At 72.4% G+C, this 16,583-nt stretch carries 13 protein-coding genes; 2 read left to right on the top strand and 11 right to left on the bottom strand.

Annotation, left to right across the window (positions count from 1 at the left end; all coding sequences use genetic code 11):
- The first annotated feature begins 6 nt into the window (after positions 1-6).
- Positions 7-1,665, top strand: a complete 1,659-nt coding sequence (locus tag AB0M43_RS27905; protein ID WP_363728744.1) for a glycoside hydrolase family 3 protein — start codon at positions 7-9, stop codon at positions 1,663-1,665.
- A gap of 215 nt (positions 1,666-1,880) precedes the next feature.
- On the opposite strand, the gene AB0M43_RS27900 is transcribed toward AB0M43_RS27905, so the two are convergent.
- The 6 genes from AB0M43_RS27900 to AB0M43_RS27875 form a co-directional block, all read right to left on the bottom strand.
- Positions 1,881-3,299, bottom strand: a complete 1,419-nt coding sequence (locus AB0M43_RS27900) for a carboxyl transferase domain-containing protein (RefSeq protein ID WP_363728743.1) — start codon at positions 3,297-3,299, stop codon at positions 1,881-1,883.
- A 15-nt stretch (positions 3,300-3,314) separates the two neighbouring features.
- Positions 3,315-4,541, bottom strand: a complete 1,227-nt coding sequence (fabF, locus tag AB0M43_RS27895) for a beta-ketoacyl-ACP synthase II (RefSeq protein ID WP_363728742.1) — start codon at positions 4,539-4,541, stop codon at positions 3,315-3,317.
- Complete coding sequence (locus tag AB0M43_RS27890) at positions 4,538-4,786, bottom strand: acyl carrier protein (protein WP_197005209.1); 249 nt, start codon at positions 4,784-4,786, stop codon at positions 4,538-4,540. The genes fabF and AB0M43_RS27890 overlap by 4 nt, the downstream gene beginning before the upstream one ends.
- Positions 4,787-4,820: 34 nt before the next feature.
- Entirely contained in the window at positions 4,821-5,756 is a 936-nt protein-coding gene (locus AB0M43_RS27885; protein ID WP_363728741.1) for a beta-ketoacyl-ACP synthase III, read from the bottom strand.
- The gene (locus AB0M43_RS27880; RefSeq protein WP_363728740.1) at positions 5,753-6,922 is read right to left on the bottom strand and encodes an acyltransferase domain-containing protein; all 1,170 of its coding nucleotides are present in this window, start codon (positions 6,920-6,922) and stop codon (positions 5,753-5,755) included. The genes AB0M43_RS27885 and AB0M43_RS27880 overlap by 4 nt, the downstream gene beginning before the upstream one ends.
- A gap of 179 nt (positions 6,923-7,101) precedes the next feature.
- Positions 7,102-8,268, bottom strand: coding sequence for a helix-turn-helix domain-containing protein (locus AB0M43_RS27875; RefSeq protein WP_363728739.1), 1,167 nt, complete (start codon positions 8,266-8,268; stop codon positions 7,102-7,104).
- Between the two features lie 105 nt (positions 8,269-8,373).
- Between AB0M43_RS27875 and AB0M43_RS27870 the strand changes: the two genes are divergently transcribed.
- Positions 8,374-9,924, top strand: coding sequence for a CocE/NonD family hydrolase (locus AB0M43_RS27870; RefSeq protein ID WP_363728738.1), 1,551 nt, complete (start codon positions 8,374-8,376; stop codon positions 9,922-9,924).
- Between the two features lie 266 nt (positions 9,925-10,190).
- Here the strand turns inward: AB0M43_RS27870 and AB0M43_RS27865 are convergent, their stop codons facing one another.
- From AB0M43_RS27865 to aceE, 5 genes are all read right to left on the bottom strand, one after another.
- Positions 10,191-10,577, bottom strand: coding sequence for a hypothetical protein (locus tag AB0M43_RS27865; RefSeq protein ID WP_363728737.1), 387 nt, complete (start codon positions 10,575-10,577; stop codon positions 10,191-10,193).
- A 229-nt stretch (positions 10,578-10,806) separates the two neighbouring features.
- Entirely contained in the window at positions 10,807-11,352 is a 546-nt protein-coding gene (locus AB0M43_RS27860; protein ID WP_363728736.1) for a GNAT family N-acetyltransferase, read from the bottom strand.
- Positions 11,353-11,564: 212 nt separating this feature from the next.
- Entirely contained in the window at positions 11,565-12,062 is a 498-nt protein-coding gene (locus AB0M43_RS27855; protein ID WP_363728735.1) for a GNAT family N-acetyltransferase, read from the bottom strand.
- Between the two features lie 382 nt (positions 12,063-12,444).
- Positions 12,445-13,341, bottom strand: coding sequence for a GNAT family N-acetyltransferase (locus AB0M43_RS27850; RefSeq protein ID WP_363728734.1), 897 nt, complete (start codon positions 13,339-13,341; stop codon positions 12,445-12,447).
- Positions 13,342-13,572: 231 nt separating this feature from the next.
- Positions 13,573-16,311, bottom strand: a complete 2,739-nt coding sequence (aceE, locus tag AB0M43_RS27845; protein WP_363728733.1) for a pyruvate dehydrogenase (acetyl-transferring), homodimeric type — start codon at positions 16,309-16,311, stop codon at positions 13,573-13,575.
- Positions 16,312-16,583: the final 272 nt, after the last annotated feature.

The raw sequence follows: 16,583 nt of genomic DNA, 5'->3' as shown, positions 1-16,583 counted from the left end.
GGCCCGATGATGTCGCCAGGTCGCCCACCCCTCACCCGTCGCGTCCTGCTCACCTCCTCGCTACTGGCTGTGGCCGGCGGGGCGCTGGCCGGCTGTGACACCCCGGGGGCGGACGCGAAGCCCGGGAAGAAGGACGAGCCCCTGTTGACCGACGGCCTCTCCGACGAGCAGCTGGTGGGGGCGGTGCTGATGCCGTACGCCTACGGCAACGACGCCACCGCCGTGTCGCCCGGTTCGGCGGCGGGCAACCAGCGGATCGGCGGGGTGGACACGCCGGCGCAGCTGCTCGCGAAGTACCACCTGGCGGGTCTGATCCTGGTCAGCGCGACGGCCGACGATCCGACGAAGGACACCAACCCGACGACGAACGTGCAGTCCCCGGCCCAGGCCAGGAAGCTCACGGACGGGCTGCGCGCGGCGACGAAGGGCCTGCCGCCGCTGATCGGCATCGACCAGGAGTACGGGGTGGTGACCCGGATCAAGGAGGGCATGGCCCTGCTGCCGACCGGGATGGCGTTCGGGGCGGCCGACGACGCGGCGCTCACCGAGGCGGCGTGGCGGATGGCCGGCGCGGAACTGGCGGCGGTCGGGGTGAACGTGGACTTCGCGCCGAGTGCCGACGTGCTCGGCGGCCCCGGCAACACGGTGATCGGCTCCCGCGCCTACGGCTCGGACCCGGGGCTCGTCGGCCGGCACGTCGCCGCCGCCGTCAAGGGGCTCCAGCACCAGGGCGTCGCGGCCTGCCCGAAGCACTTCCCGGGCCACGGGCACACGGACGTGGACAGCCACGAGGGCCTGCCGGTGCTGGAGCAGGACCGAAAGACACTCGACGCGCAGGACATCGCGCCGTTCCGGGAGGCGATCTCCGCCGGTACCTGGATGATCATGTCGGGGCACCTGGACGCCCGGGCGATCGATCCGGGCGTCCCGTCCTCGCTGTCGCGCAAGGTCCTCGTCGACGTGCTGCGCGGCGAGCTGGGCTTCCAGGGCGTGGTGGTCTCCGACGCGCTGAACATGAAGGCCCTGTCGCTGCCGTCCGGCGAGCTGGCCGTGAAGGCGCTGGTCGCGGGCAACGACCTGCTGCTGATGCCGGAGGACTTCAAGGCCGCGTACCAGGGCCTGCTCGACGCGTTGCGGTCCGGCGCGCTGCCGAAGGCCCGGCTGGTCGAGGCCGCCGGGCGGGTCCTGGCCCTCCGCAAGCGCCTCGCCGGTCCGGAGCGCCCCGGCGTGGAGTCCGTCAACGCCGAGGAGCACGTGGCCGTCGCCGCGAAGGCCGCCGCCGCAGCGGTCACCGTCCTGCGCGGCACCTGCCCGGTGAAGGTCCCCGGCCCGCTGCGGATCACCTGCTCACCGGGCAACGAGCAGCGCGTCGCCTGGCTCACCGAAGAGCTCAGGCCGTGGGGGGTACCGGTGGGCGCGCGCGGCACCCACGTGCACCTCACGGGCTACGGGGACACGGCCGCCGACCTGGCCCCGGACGCGGCGGTGACCGTCGCCCTGGACACCCCGTACGTGCTGGGGGCCGCGAAGTCGCCGACCCTGATCGCGGTGTTCGGCGGCACCCGCGCCGCGATGAAGGCCCTCGCGGCGGTGCTGGCCGGCAAGGCCCCCGCCCGGGGCAGGTCGCCGGTCACCGTGCCGGGCCTGCCGGCGTCGAGCTGCTGACCGGGAGCCGTCTGCGGTTGGCGCCACCCTGATCTGGGTCGCCCGCGACAACGCCGCCGTTGACCGCGACCGCTGCCGCCCTGACCCGGGGCCACGTCACGGCTGGTGACCGCGCGACCCCGCGTCTCCCGGTACCCGGAAAACCGGTGTTGATCTGGGTCTACCAACGACAAGCGCCCCCCAGTGACCGCTGGGGGGCGCTCGCCGTGTTGCGACTAGAGCGGGATGTTCCCGTGCGCGCCGCGCGCCGCCGGGGCCGCCGCCATGGCCTCCGCGATCCGGCGCCGGGTCTTGGCCGGCTCGATGACCTCGTCGACGACGCCGATCTCCAGCGCCCGGCCGACGCCGCCGGCCGTGCGGGCCTGCTCCTCGATCAGCTGGGCGCGCAGGGCCTCGCGGTCCTCCGGCTTGGCCGCCGCGAGCTTCTTGCGGGCCAGGATGTTGACCGCCGCCGAGGCGCCCATGACGGCGATCTCGGTGTTCGGCCACGCGAACACGGCGGTCGCGCCGAGCGAGCGGGAGTTCATCGCGATGTACGCGCCGCCGTAGGCCTTGCGGGTGACCAGCGTGATCCGGGGCACGACGGCCTCGGCGAACGCGTGCAGCAGCTTCGCGCCGCGCCGCACGACGCCGTCCCACTCCTGGCCGACGCCCGGCAGGTAGCCGGGGACGTCCACGAGCACGATCAGCGGCACGCCGAGCGCGTCACACATCCGGACGAACCGGGCGGCCTTCTCGGCGCTGGACGCGTCGAGGCAGCCACCGAGCCGCAGCGGGTTGTTCGCGATCACGCCGACCGTGCGACCGGCGAACCGGCCGAGCGTGGTGACCACGTTCGGGGCCCACTTGGCGTGCAGCTCCACGGTCGGGCCCTCGGCGTCGAGCATGGCCTTGACCACGGGCTTGACGTCGTAGGCCCGGTTGACCTGCTCGGGCAGGATCTCGCCGAGCTCCGGGGACTCGTCCACGTCGGCCGGGGAGAACCGGCCCTGGTGACCGAGCAGGCTCGCCAGCTCGCGGGCCCTGGTGAGGGCGCCCGCCTCGTCCTTGGTCGTGATGTGCACGACGCCGGAGCGCCGGCCGTGCGGCTCGGGACCGCCGAGCCGCTCCATGTCGACCTGCTCGCCGGTGACACTGCGGACGACCTCGGGACCGGTCACGAAGATCCGGCCCTGGTCGGACATGATCACGATGTCGGTCAGCGCCGGGCCGTACGCCCCGCCGCCGGCCGCCGGGCCGAGCACCACGGAGATCTGCGGCACCCGACCGGACGCGCGGACCATGGCCGCGAACACCTGGCCGACCCCGTCGAGCGCCGCGACGCCCTCGGGGAGCCGCGCGCCGCCGGAGTGCCAGATGCCGATGACCGGCACCCGCTCCCGGACGGCGGCGTCGATGGCGTCCACGGTGTGCTGGCAGCCGTCGGTACCCATGGCGCCGCCCATGAGCCGGGCGTCGGAGCAGTACGCGATGACGGTCCGGCCGTCGATCTCACCACGGACCGTCATCACGCCGGAGTCGTCGCGGGGCGAGATGGCCCGCATGGAACCGGCGTCGAACAGCGCCCGGAGACGGGGCTCCGGATCCCGGTGATCGACGACGGTGTCGTCGGTCGAAGCGGAGTTCGTGGTCATCACAGCGCTCTTCTCCTAAGCCCGGGTGAACAGCAGGGCGACGTTGTGCCCGCCGAAGCCGAACGAGTTGTTCAGTGCGGCGTCCAGGTGCATCTTGCGCGGTTCACCGGTGACGACCTCCAGGGTCAGCCCCGGGTCCGGGACCTCCAGGTTGATCGTCGGCGGGATGAGCTGGTGGTGCACCGACAGGATCGTCACGATGGACTCCACCGCGCCGGCGGCGCCGAGCAGGTGGCCCAGCATCGACTTGGGCGCGGTCAGGACCGGGTGGCTGCCGACCGCGGCCTCGATCGACTTGACCTCGGCGATGTCGCCCACCGGGGTGGACGTCGCGTGCGCGTTGACGTGCCCGATGTCCTTCCTGGTCAGGCCCGCCTCCTTGATGGCCTGGGTCATGGCCCGAGCCTGGCCCACACCCTCCGGGTCGGGCTGCACGATGTCGTACCCGTCGGAGGTCATGCCGGAACCGGAGAGCCGGGCGTAGACCTTCGCCCCGCGCGCGGCGGCGTGCTCGGCGCGCTCCAGGATGACGACGCCGGCGCCCTCGCCGAGGACGAAGCCGTCGCGGCCGGCGTCCCACGGACGGGAGGCGCGCTCGGGCTCGTCGTTGCGGATCGACATGGCCCGCATCGAACCGAAGCCGGCCATCGGCAGCGGGTGGATGACCGCCTCGACCCCACCGGCGACCACGACGTCGGCGCGGCCGGAGCGGATCATGTCCAGGCCCCAGGCGATGGCCTCGGCGCCGGTGGCGCAGGCGCTGGTCGGGGCGTGCACGCCGGCCTGCGCGCCGAAGGTCAGGCCGACCCAGGCGGCGGGGCCGTTCGGCATCAGCATGGGGATGGTGTGCGGGGACACCTTGCGGGGCCCGTGGGCCTCGAGGATGTCGTCCTGGGCGAGCAGCGTGGTCGCGCCGCCGATCCCGGAGCCGACGACGACTCCGAGCCGGCCACGGTCGACCTCGACGTCGTCGAGGCCCGCGTCGGTCCACGCCTCACGGGACGCGACGACCGCGACCTGCTCGGAACGGTCCATCCGGCGGGCCTTGATCCGGTCGAGCTTGCCGGCCGGGTCCTCGGCCAGTTGGGCCGCGATCCGTACGGTCAGCTGGGCCGCCCAGTCCTGGGTGAGGGGGCCGACGCCGGAGCGACCGGCGAGTAGCCCGGCCCAGGTGGACGCGACGTCCCCGCCCAGCGGGGTGGTCGCGCCGAGCCCGGTGACTACGACGTCGGCACTGCTCACAGCGCGGCCTGTGCCTTCTCGATGAAGGAGACGGCGTCGCCCACGGTGCGGAGGTTCTGGACCTCGTCGTCCGGGATCTTCACGCCGAACTTCTCCTCGGCCGCCACGACGACCTCGACCATCGACAGCGAGTCGACGTCGAGCTCCTCGGTGAAGGACTTCTCCTCCGCGACGTCCTCGGGGTTCACGCCGGCGACCTCTTCGAGGATCTCCGCGAGGCCTTCGACGATCTCTTCACGAGCCATTTCTGATGGTTCCCTTCATAGGTGGAAAATGCCGTTACGGGCAGCGGACGACCTGACCGGCATAGGTCAGACCACCGCCGAACCCGAACAGCAGCACCGGCGCACCCGACGGGATCTCCCGCCGTTCGACCAGCTTGGACAGCGCCATCGGGATCGATGCCGCCGAGGTGTTGCCCGACTCGATGACGTCGCGGGCGACGATGAGGTCGGGCGCGCCCAGCTTACGGGCGAGGGGTTCGATGATGCGCAGGTTGGCCTGGTGCGGGACGAACGCCACCAGGTCGCTGGGCTTGATGCCGGCGCGCTCGCAGGTCTCGGCGGCCAGCGCCGGGAGCGCGAAGGTGGCCCAGCGGAACACGGTCTGCCCGGCCTGCTGGATGTACGGGCGCCAGCCCTCGATGACGATCGCGTCGCCCTTCTCCGGGTCCGAGCCCCACAGCACGGGGCCGATCATCGGCTCCTCGCTGGCGGACACCACGGCGGCGCCGGCCCCGTCGCCGAAGATGACGGCGGTGGAGCGGTCGGTCCAGTCGGTGATGTCGGAGAGCTTCTCGACGCCGATCACGATCGCGTTCTTCGAGGCGCCGGCCCGGATGGCGTGGTCGACGGTCGCCAGCGCGTAGGAGAAGCCGGAGCAGGCCGTGTTGACGTCGTACGCGCCCGGGGCGGCGATGCCCAGCTTGCGGGCGACCCGGGTGGCCACGTTGGGGCACCGGTCGACCGAGGAGGTGGTGGCCACGACGACGAGGTCGATGTCGGCGGCGGTGAGCCCGGAGTTGGCCAGGGCCTTCTCGGCGGCCCAGCCGGCCATGTCGGCGACCGTCTCGGAGCCGGCGATCCGGCGCTCCTTGATGCCCACCCGGGACTGGATCCACTCGTCGTTCGTCTCGACGATCTGGGCCAGGTCGTGGTTGGTGAGGATCTTGGAGGGCTGGTAGTGCCCCATCGAGACGATGCGGGAGCCGGTCATGCGGTACCTCCGGTCGGGTGCAGCCGGGCGAGGGGCTGGCCCGGAGCGACCGGGTCCGCCGGGCTGGCGAGCCATTCGATCAGGGTGCCGGCGGCGTGGGTGGTGACGTCGATCGGACCCTGGCGGGTCTCGACCTGACCGATGACCTGGCCGTTCTTCACGTCGGTGCCCTCCGCGAGGCCCTCGGCCGGCTGGAAGTTGCCGGCGGCGGGGGACACCGCGACCTGGAAGTGCGGGATGGGCTCGTGGGTCGGAGCGACCCCGTGCCGGGCGATCAGGTCCCGGGCGGCCTTGAGGTCGTCGGGGGTGTTGACCTTGACGATCTCCACACCCTTGATGGTGCGCTTGATCAGCCCGGCGAGCGTGCCGGCCGGCGGCAGCTCGATCACGGCGGTCACGCCCAGGTCGGCGAGGGTGTCCATGCACAGGTCCCAGCGGACCGGGGCGGTGACCTGGCGGACCAGGCGCTGGACCAGCTCGTTGCCGCCGGTGACGGCCGAGCCGTCGAGGTTGGAGAGCACGAGCCGGCCCGGCTGGTGCACGGTGATGCCGGGGGCGAGGGCGACGAGCGCCTGCTCGGCCGGTGCCATGTACGGGGTGTGGAACGCCCCCGCCACGGACAGCTTGACGACCTTCGCGCCGGCCGGCTTGTTGTCGATGAGCTTCTCGAGCCCGGCCAGCGAACCGGCGGCGACGACCTGGCCGGCGCCGTTGCGGTTGGCGGGGTAGAGCCCGGCGGCCTCGATGGCGGCGAGCACCTCGTCGGGGTCGCCGCCGAGCACGGCGACCATCCCGGTGGGCTCGACGGCGCACGCGGCGGCCATCTCGCGGCCCCGGACCCCGGCGAGGGTCACGGCGGCCTCGGGGCTGAGCACCCCGGCGATGGCGGCGGCACCGAGCTCGCCGACGCTGTGCCCGGCGACCAGCGCGACGTCGTGCAGCGGCAGCTGCTCGGCGGCGAGCAGGGCGGCGGCCACGAGGAGCGGCTGGGTCTTGGCGGTGTCCTTGATCTCGTCGGCGTCCGCGGTCGTACCGAGGTGGACGAGGTCGATGCCCGCGAGTGCCGACCACCACCGGAGGCGGGGTTCGACGCCGGGCAGGTCGAGCCACGGAGTGAGGAAGCCGGGCTTCTGTGAGCCCTGACCGGGAGCGAGTACGGCAAGCACACTCTGACTGTGGCTGATCGGACGAGATCCGAGCCCTATCGCTCGCCACCAAACCTGACGACAAACATTGTAGGGTTCCTACAAAGACATTCCGCCGTTCGGCTGAGTCAGTCTAAATGACCAGGTCAGAGCGTTGGGTGTGACGCGCCTCCCGATTCGTGACCGCCGAGTGAAACACCTCACGATCCGACGGGATCCAGCCGGCCGATGGTCAGGGCCACCCGCAGCGCGAACGCCTCACGCGGGTTCATCGGTGACAGACCGGTCACCTCGGCGATCCGGCGGAGGCGGTACCGGACCGTGTTCGGGTGCACGAACAGCTGCCGGGCGGCGCTTTCGAGGACCCCGCCGACGGCGAAGAACGCGTCGAGGGTGTCGAGCAGCTCGCCCCCGGCCTTGGTCAGCGCGCCGTAGATGTCGGTGCGCAGGATCCGCCGGGCCTCCGGGTCGCCGGCGATGGCCCGCTCCGGGAGCAGTTCGGTGGTGGCGACGGGGCGCGGGGCGGCCGGCCAGGCGGGGGCCGCCCGGAACCCGGACAGCGCGGCCCGGGCCGACTCGGTGGCCTCGTCCAGGGAGGCGACGGCCGGTCCGACCACCACGGGCCCCTCGCCGAACCCGCCGAGCAGCTTCTCCGCCGTGGCCAGGGGATCGGCGGCCCCGCCGAGGACGACGACGAGCCGGTCGCCGTGCACCCCGCCGAGGATCTCCACCCCCATCCGCCGCGCGTACCGGTGCAGGACGTGCAGCACCGCGCTCGCCTCGCCGCCGGGGGAGCGGCCCACGGCCACGGCCACCGGGCTGGCGTCGGTCCAGCCGAGCGCGGCGGCCCGGCTGGCGAGCACGTCCGAGGAGTCCCCGCGCAGCAGGGCGTCGACCAGCAGCGCCTGGAGGCGCGCGTCCCAGGCGCCCCGGGTCTCGGCGGCCCGCGCGTACACCCGGGCGGCGGCGAACGCGATCTCCCGGGAGAACCGGAGCACCGCGATCCGCAGTTCGGCCTCCTCGCCGGGGGCGGCCAGATGCGGGACCTGCTCCTCGACGACGTCGATCGTGACCTTGATCAGGGCGACGGTGTGCTGGAGCGTGATGGACCGGGCGAGTTCGCGGGGCGCGGCGTCGAACACCTCGTCGCTGACCTCGCCGGGGGTGCCCTCGCCGCGCAGCCACTCCAGGAACGACCGGACGCCGGCCTGGGCGACGAGCATGACCCAGGACCGCTGGTCGGCGGGCAGTTCGCGGAACCAGCCGAGGGTGTCCTCCATCTTCGACACGCTCTGGGTCGCCAGGGCTCCCGCGGCGCGTTCGATCTGGCGGATCGTGGCGGTCAGTGGTGGTTCCGGGGTACTCACGGTCACCAGCCTGCCATGTTGGTGCCGTTGTCTCCTCCCGGGTCTTGTGAGCCAGGCCACAGAGACGTTACTGTCCGGTAACTTCGCGGACATAGGGAGATGTTAATGCGTCGATTACTGACCCTTGTCGTGCTCGTCACGCTCGTCCTGTTCGGGGCGGCGGTGCCGGCGGGCGCGGCGACCGGTACCACCGGATTCTCGTTCTTCGACCTGACCGCGAGCGACGGCGTCGTCCTCAAGGCCAACGTCATCGCCCCCACCACCCCGGGCCGGCACCCGGCCATCGTGTTCATCAGCAGCTGGGGCGTCAACGACCTGGAGTACCTGGCCCAGGCCAGGAAGTTCGCCGAGGCCGGCTACGTCGTGCTCTCCTACGGCGCGCGCGGCTTCTGGGCGTCCGGCGGCCAGATCGACACCGCCGGCCCCAAGGACATCGCCGACGCCCGCACCGCCGTGGACTGGCTCGTCGCGAACCCCGCCGTCGACCCGGCCCGGATCGGCAGCGCCGGCATCTCCTACGGCGCCGGCATCAGCCTCATCGCCGCCGGCCACGACCCCCGGATCCGGGCCGTCAGCGCCATGAGCGGCTGGTCGGACCTGGTCTACTCCCTCTACGACCAGCAGACCCGGCACGGCCAGTCCGTCGGCTTCCTCGGCCTCGCCGCCCTGATCACCGGCAAACCCTCCGCCGAACTGACCGCGATCCTCGGCGACTTCTACGCCAACCGCAACATCGAGAACATCAAGTCCTGGGGCCGGGTCCGCTCCGCCGCCAGCTACGTCGACGGGATCAACGCCCACCAGCCCGCGATCCTGATGGCCAACGCGTACGGCGACTCGATCTTCCCGCCCAACCAGCTCGTCGATTTCTACGGCCGCCTCACCGGCCCCAAGCGTTTGGAGTTCGCGCCCGGCGACCACGCGGTCGTCGAGGGCCTCGGGCTCGCCGGCCTGCCCAACCACGTGTGGGACTCCACCCGCCAGTGGTTCGACCGCTACCTCGGCGCCGGTTCCGCCATCGGCCAGGGCGTCGTGCTCCGGCCGCACGGCTCCTCCGCCGTCGAGACCTACCCCGACTGGGCCAGCACCCGGACCGGCGTGACCCGGCTCGGCCTCGGCGAGGTCCGCTGGTGGGACGGCACCGGCCCGCTCGGCGGCACCCCCGCCACCGGCTGGTCCCGGCAGACCTGGCCCCGGGTCGACACCCCGGCCTACGGCGGCGTCGCGCTCGTCTCCGGCGCCCTCGACGCGCTCACCGGTGTGCCGCCCACCGTCTGGCTCCCCGCTGTGAGCAGGGCCAACGCCGGGGTGTGGACGTCGAATCCGTATGCCGGCGGGGTCAGGGTGCGCGGCACGGCGACCCTGCACCTGGCCGTCTCACCCAGCGCCCCGCGCGGCACCGTCGTCGCCTACCTCTACGACCTGGACTCCCTCGGCACCGGCCGGCTGATCACGCACACGCCCGTGACCTGGCTGTCGGCCACCGCGACCCTCGACGCGGCCTTCCCTGCGGCGGCCTACGACGTCCCCGCCGGCCACCGCCTGGCCCTGGTCCTGGACGGCAAGGACTCCCTCTACCTCGACATGAACGACACCCTCGGCGCGACTCTGAGCTACCAGGGCTCCTCCTGGCTGGATCTGCCCACCCGCTCATGAGAGGTGGCCCGCTGAGGACGACGTTTGCCCGCCAGCCCTCAGCGGGGCACCCCATCTCAGATCGAAAGCCAGGTCAGAAGCCAGGTCAACTTCGTCAGAGGGTTACGAGTCGGTTCCTGGGCCGGCGCGCGGCGGCGCGAGCCTCGCATGGTCGCGCGCCGCACACCGCCGATCCGGAGCCGGCCGCCCGGGCGTCGACCCGCCCGCACCTCGCTGGGCGCGCGAGAACTCCCCGGCCAGCCCGCGCCGGCGAGGCGCCGCACCGCTCACGCCGGGATCGTCTGGACCCCCGGCACGATCCGCTGGAAGAGCTGGTCGCGGTCTGTGACGACCGGCCAGCCCCGCTGCAACGCCAGCAACGCCACATGCGCCGCCGTCCGGTCGCCGTCGGCCATCACGGTGTAGCGGTCCAGCAGGTCGGGCGGCATCTCGCTCGGCAACGACAGCAGCCACATGTCCTGCTCGTCGCGGACCGGCACCAGGCGCAGGCGGTTGCGTTCCAGCGGGCGGGCGGCGTAGACCTCCGCGAGCACGCCGATCGGCACCAGCATCGTCAGGCTGTGCCGGCGGGCCGCCCGGGTGACGGCGGTCGCGTAGGAGGTGGCGTCGGCGAATTCGAGGAGCGCGGCCACGTCGAGGACCCAGCCGCTCACTCCACCGATCATGCGCCGCGGCGTGCGAGCGCGGCTGCGTCCTTGGCCATCAGGTTGGCCGCGAGCCGCTCGGGCTCAGCCAACCAGGGGCGTAACCGGTCCGTGTACTCCTCGAGGCTTGGAGACTTGCCCTTCTCGCGAAGGTTCTCGGCGCGCCGGAGTGACGGGTCTACTGGATGGGACGGGGAGGCGAGAGCGGCTGTGATAGCCGCAGTGCGAGCGGCGGTCATCAACTCACAGTAGCTCCGGACCGGGTCAGCCGCCAGACCACATCCAGCCCGGTGTGGTTCCCGGACCGCTGCTCGGCGGGCACCCGTTCGACCTCGGTGAAGCCGAGCCGGGCCGGTACCGCGCCGCTGCGGGTGTTGGCCGCGTCGTGCACGATCTCGACCCGCTCGATGCCGGGCAGCGCGAACGCGGCCGCGATCTGCGCCCGGCAGGCCCGGGTCACGATGCCCTTGCCGACGGCGTCCGGGTGCAGCCAGTAGCCGATCTCCAGGGTGCCGGGGCCCCGCCGGGTCATCAGGCCGGTACCCCCGACGAGCCGGCCGTCGACGAAGATCGAGTAGTTGAAGTTCTCGCCGCTGTCCCAGTTCTCCACGGAGCGCGCCAGGAACTCGACGGTGTCCTGGTAGGTCTGCTCGACGGCCCACGGCATCCACGAGGCGATGTGCTCGCGGCCGTCCTCGATCAGCGCGTGCAGCTCGTCGGCGAACTCGGGGCGCACCCGGCGGAGGACGACATCCTCGCAGTTCAGGGTCTCATCAGGCTCCATCGCCCGATTCTCCCCGACCCACCGGACCGGGCCAACCGAGTTACACCCGCCACCCGCCGGCCGCCGGCCCACCGTGCGACCGGTCGCGGGACGGTGCCGACGCCTGCCGGCCCGGCTCAGGTGTCGAGGCCGGATCGCAGCCCACCTGGCGGCCGTCGGCGGGGCGTCCGGAGGAGTGAGGCTGCGCTTGGGCCGTGCGAGGGTGAGCTGCCTCAGGCGCGGGAACGGGTCAACAGGCGGCTGACCTCGCCGTCGGAGGGGTCCACCAGGTCGCGGACGTCGGCGTACCCGAGGCGGCGCAGCAGGGCCAGCGAGGCCGCGTTGTCCGGGTCGACGGTCGCGTGCACCTCGGCCAGGCCGAGCGCGCCGAGCCCGTGCGCCGTGACGGCCTCCGCGACCTCCGTGCCCAGCCCGCGCCCCCACGCCTCCGGGAGCAGCGCGTAGACCAGTTCGTGGCCGTCGACCTGCGGGTCGGGGCTCGGCTTGATCTCGGCGTGCCCGACGTACCCGTCGCCTTCCACTATCGCCCAGACGTCCCACGTGATCAGGTGCGGTTCCGTGAAGCCGCGCCGGAACAGTGCGCGCGGGTCCCTCGGGATCCCCATCCACCGGGTCACGTCCGCGTCGCTGAACAACCGGACGAAGCCCTCCTCGTCCTCGGGCACATACGGCCGCAGTGCGAGCCGGGCGGTACGCAGAATCGGGGTCACCGGCCCGAAACTACGGGAGGGACCGACCCGGGGCATCCGAGTTCCCGGGCCCACCAGCCCGCCGGCCCCAGCCCGCCGGCCCCGGACCACCTGCCCCGGCCCATCGGCCTCGGCCCCAGCTCACCGGCCTCGGCCCCAGCTCACCGGCCTCGGCCCCAGCTCACCGGCCTCGGCCCCAGCTCACCGGCCTCGGCCCCGGCTCACCGGCCTCCGGCCCCGCCCCCGGCCTACCGCCCCCGGCCTACCGCCCTCGGCCCACCGGCCGGCTCACAGGCCTCGGGCTCGCCGGCCCGCCGGCCCGTGTGTCCAAGGTCTTCCCCGGCTCACAGGTCCAGGATCGCCTGGGTCCAGGTGGAGGTCTCGGTGAAGCCCACCCGGTCGTTCACGGCGAGCATCGCCACGTTGCGGGTGTCGTTGCCGGTGGACACCTCGGTGACGTCCGGCCGGGCGACGGCCAGCAGGCGCAGCGACTCGTGCTTGATCGCCCCGGCCAGGCCCCGGCCCCGGTGGGCGGGCAGAACCGCCGCGTCGCCCGTGGACACGGTGGAACCCGACTCGGGGAGACGTACAGCCCCGTGAAGCCGACCACCCGGTCGTCGGGGTCCAGCGCGACGGTGACCCGCAGGTGCTGGCCCCGGCCGGCCAGCCGGGTCTCGATCTCGCGGATCCGCCCGGCCGTGTACCGCTCCGGTGCCTCGTCGGCGTCGCGTGGCGCGTCGTTGATGGCCTCCCGGGCCACGGCGTACGAGTCGACCAGCTCCTCGGGCGCCGGACCGGCCCAGGTCAGCAGCCGGTAGCCGGGGGCGAGCGCCGGAGCCGGGACCGTGACGGGCAGCCGCGCGATCGACCGCCGGTAGCTGCCGGTGACCCGGGCGCCGACCGCCGACAGGAACGCCGCACCGGCCGGCCCGGCCGTCCAGCCGACCAGGTTGCGGCAGCCGGCCGCGCGGGCCTCCTCGACGGCCGCGTCCAACAGTCGCCGACCGTGCCCGGCGCGCCGGTGTTCCGCCGCGAGGACCAGGGCGTGCAGGTAGCCGGTGTCCTCGCCGTCGTGGACGGTCAGCCGGGCGTAGCCGGCCAGTTCGTCCGGGCCGCTCCGAAGCATCCGGCTCCACAGCCGGACCGTGGCCGAGGTCGGCCCGTAGTCCCGGCGCAGCTCCGCCGGGGTCGGCGGCGGTTCGTTGGGGGCCACGGCAGCCAGGTGCGCGACGGACAGGGCGTGCAGCTCGGCCCACTCCGGGTCGGTGGCGGTGGCGGGATCGAAGGTCACCAGGCGCATGGCACCCGACCCTAGCGCTCCGGGCGGCGGCGCACCGTCCCGCTGCCGGGCGGCATCCGGGGAGGCCGTGGCGCCACGCGCCGAGCCCCTAGCCACGCGCCGGGCCCCTTTCCGGGCCACCCGGAGGCGGGACCGGGGCCACGCCCCCCGGGGAGCCGCTGGCACCTCGTACCCAACGAAAAAGGAGGGTGGGGCCGGTGCGTGACCGGCCCCACCCTCCCGATGGAACGACTAGCTCTCGCCGCCCGCCTCGACCACGTCGATCGCGTTCACGTCGAGCAGCTGGTACTTCTTGACCGCCTGCGCGACCACGTCGGCCGGCACCTGGCCGGTCGCCGCGAGCTGCTGGAGGGTCGCGACCACGATCGACTCGGCGTCGACGTGGAAGTGCCGCCGCAGCGCGCCCCGGGTGTCGGAGCGGCCCCAGCCGTCGGTGCCCAGCGAGGTGTACTCGCCCGGGACCCAGCGCGAGATCAGGTCCTGGACGGCGCGCATGAAGTCGCTGACCGCGATCTTCGGGCCCGCCGCGTCGGCCAGCTGCTGGGTGACGAACGGCACGCGGGGCGGCTCCTCCGGGTGCAGGAGGTTGTGCTCCTCGCACTCGATGGCGTCGCGGCGCAGCTCCGTCCAGGAGGTCACCGACCAGACGTCGGCGGCCACGCCCCACTCCTCGGCGAGCAGGTGCTGCGCCTTGACCGCCCAGCCCATGCCCGTGCCCGAGGCGAGGATGTTCGCCCGGGGCAGGTTGGGGTGCTGCGCGGCCTCGGCGTAGCGGTAGATGCCCTTGAGCAGGCCGTTGACGTCGAGGTTCGCCGGCTCGGCGACCTGCAGCGTCGGCTCGTTGTACACCGTCAGGTAGTAGATGATGTCCTCGGGCGCCTCGCCGAACATCCGGCGGAGACCGTCTTCCATGATGTACGCGATCTCGTACGCCCACGCCGGGTCGTACGACACGATCGCCGGGTTCGTCGCCGCGATCAGCAGCGAGTGCCCGTCCTCGTGCTGGAGGCCCTCGCCGTTGAGCGTGGTGCGCCCGGCGGTGGCCCCGATCAGGAAGCCCCGGGCCATCTGGTCGGCGGCCGCCCAGATGCCGTCGGCGGTGCGCTGGAAGCCGAACATCGAGTAGAAGATGTACAGCGGGATGATCGGCTCGCCGTGGGTGGCGTAGGACGTGCCCGCCGCCGTGAAGCTCGCGACCGAGCCGGCCTCGTTGATGCCCTCGTGCAGGATCTGGCCGGCCGTGGACTCCTTGTACGACAGGAACAGCTCCCGGTCGACCGGCAGGTAGTTCTGGCCGTGCGGGGAGTAGATCTTCGCCGTCGGGAACATGGCGTCCATGCCGAACGTGCGCGCCTCGTCCGGGATGATCGGCGCCCAGCGCTTGCCGATGTTCTTGTCCTTCATCAGGTCCTTGAGCAGCCGGACGAACGCCATGGTGCTGGCGACCCGCTGCTTGCCGGAACCCTTCTTCATGTCCGCGTAGACCTCCTTCGGCGGGAGCGCCAGAGGAATGATCTTGCGGCTGCGGCTCGGCATGCTGCCGCCGAGCTGGGAGCGGCGTTCCATCATGTAGGCGTACTCGTCGGAGTCGGTGCCCGGGTGGTAGTAGGGCGCCGCGTACGGGTCGGCGAGCTGCTCGTCGGTCACCGGGATGTACAGCCGGTCCCGGAACGTCTTGAGGTCGTCGACCGTCAGCTTCTTCATCTGGTGCGTGGCGTTGCGGCCCTCGAAGTTGCCGCCCAGCGTCCAGCCCTTGATCGTCTTGGCGAGGATCACGGTCGGCTGGCCGGTGTGCTCGGTGGCCGCCTTGTACGCCGCGTACAGCTTGCGGTAGTCGTGCCCGCCGCGCTTGAGACCCCAGATCTCGTCGTCGGACATCGGCTCGACCATCTTCTTGGTCCGCACGTCGCGGCCGAAGAAGTGCTCGCGCACGAACGCGCCGGACTCCGCCTTGTAGGTCTGGTAGTCACCGTCGGGCGTGGTGTTCATGAGGTTGACCAGCGCGCCGTCGCTGTCGGCGGCGAGCAGCGGGTCCCACTCCCGGCCCCAGACGACCTTGATCACGTTCCAGCCGGCGCCGCGGAAGTGGCTCTCCAGCTCCTGCATGATCTTGCCGTTGCCGCGGACCGGGCCGTCGAGCCGCTGGAGGTTGCAGTTGACCACGAAGGTCAGGTTGTCCAGCTCCTCGCGGGCCGCGATGCCCAGCGAGCCCAGCACCTCGGGCTCGTCCGTCTCGCCGTCGCCGAGGAACGCCCACACCCGCTGGTCGGACGTGTCCTTGATGCCCCGGTTGTGCAGGTAGCGGTTGAACCGCGCCTGGTACACGGCGTTGAGTGAGCCGAGGCCCATCGACACCGTCGGGAACTCCCAGAAGTCCGGCATCAACCGAGGATGGGGGTACGACGGCAGGCCGCCGCCCGCGTGCGACAGCTCCTGGCGGAACCCATCGAGCTGGTCCCCGGAGAGCCGGCCCTCCAGGAAGGCGCGGGCGTACATGCCGGGGCTGGCGTGCCCCTGGTAGAAGATCTGGTCCCCGCCGCCCGGATGGTTCTTGCCCCGGAAGAAGTGGTTGAAGCCCACCTCGTAGAGGCTCGCGGAGCTGGCGTAGGTCGAGATGTGACCACCGACACCCACCCCGGGGCGCTGGGCGCGCTGGACCGTCATGGCGGCGTTCCACCGGATGAAGGCGCGGATCCGGCGTTCGAGGGCCTCGTCGCCCGGGAACCACGGCTCGCTCTCCGGCGGGATCGTGTTGATGTAGTCGGTCGTGGTGAGCGGCGGGACGCCGACCTGACGCTCACGGGCGCGTTCGAGAAGACTCAACATCACGTACCGGGCGCGCTGCCGGCCTCGCTCGTCGATGACCCCGTCCAGCGACTCGATCCACTCGAGCGTCTCCGCCGGATCGATGTCCGGGAGCTGGCTCGGAAGGCCGTCGCTGATGACCGGGCGCTTGCGTTCGATGGCCACAGGCGTTCCTTCGTGTTCAAGAAAGTCGGCTTTTCAGTACTCATCCTGCCCTGCGGGGGGTGTTCCGTCACGCCGCCCGGCCACGTACGCGACGATCGACACAGCTACTCACCAGTAGCTTTACGCTCCCGTGCGGAGTCTGCGGGCGCCCGCTGTCCCGTTGAGGAGGTCAGACGGGTATTCTCCGGCGAGTTGGCCAAATTCCGAGGGCGTGCCACTTGCGCCGGGGCAGTATGGCTGTGTGGACTACACACTGAGGGCGTCGCTGGGAC

The organism is Longispora sp. NPDC051575, from assembly GCF_040681875.1.
In the GTDB taxonomy this organism is placed as follows: Bacteria; Actinomycetota; Actinomycetes; order Mycobacteriales; family Micromonosporaceae; genus Longispora.
Note: the sequence above shows the minus strand (reverse complement) of the source record. Positions and strands in the feature narration are given on the sequence as shown.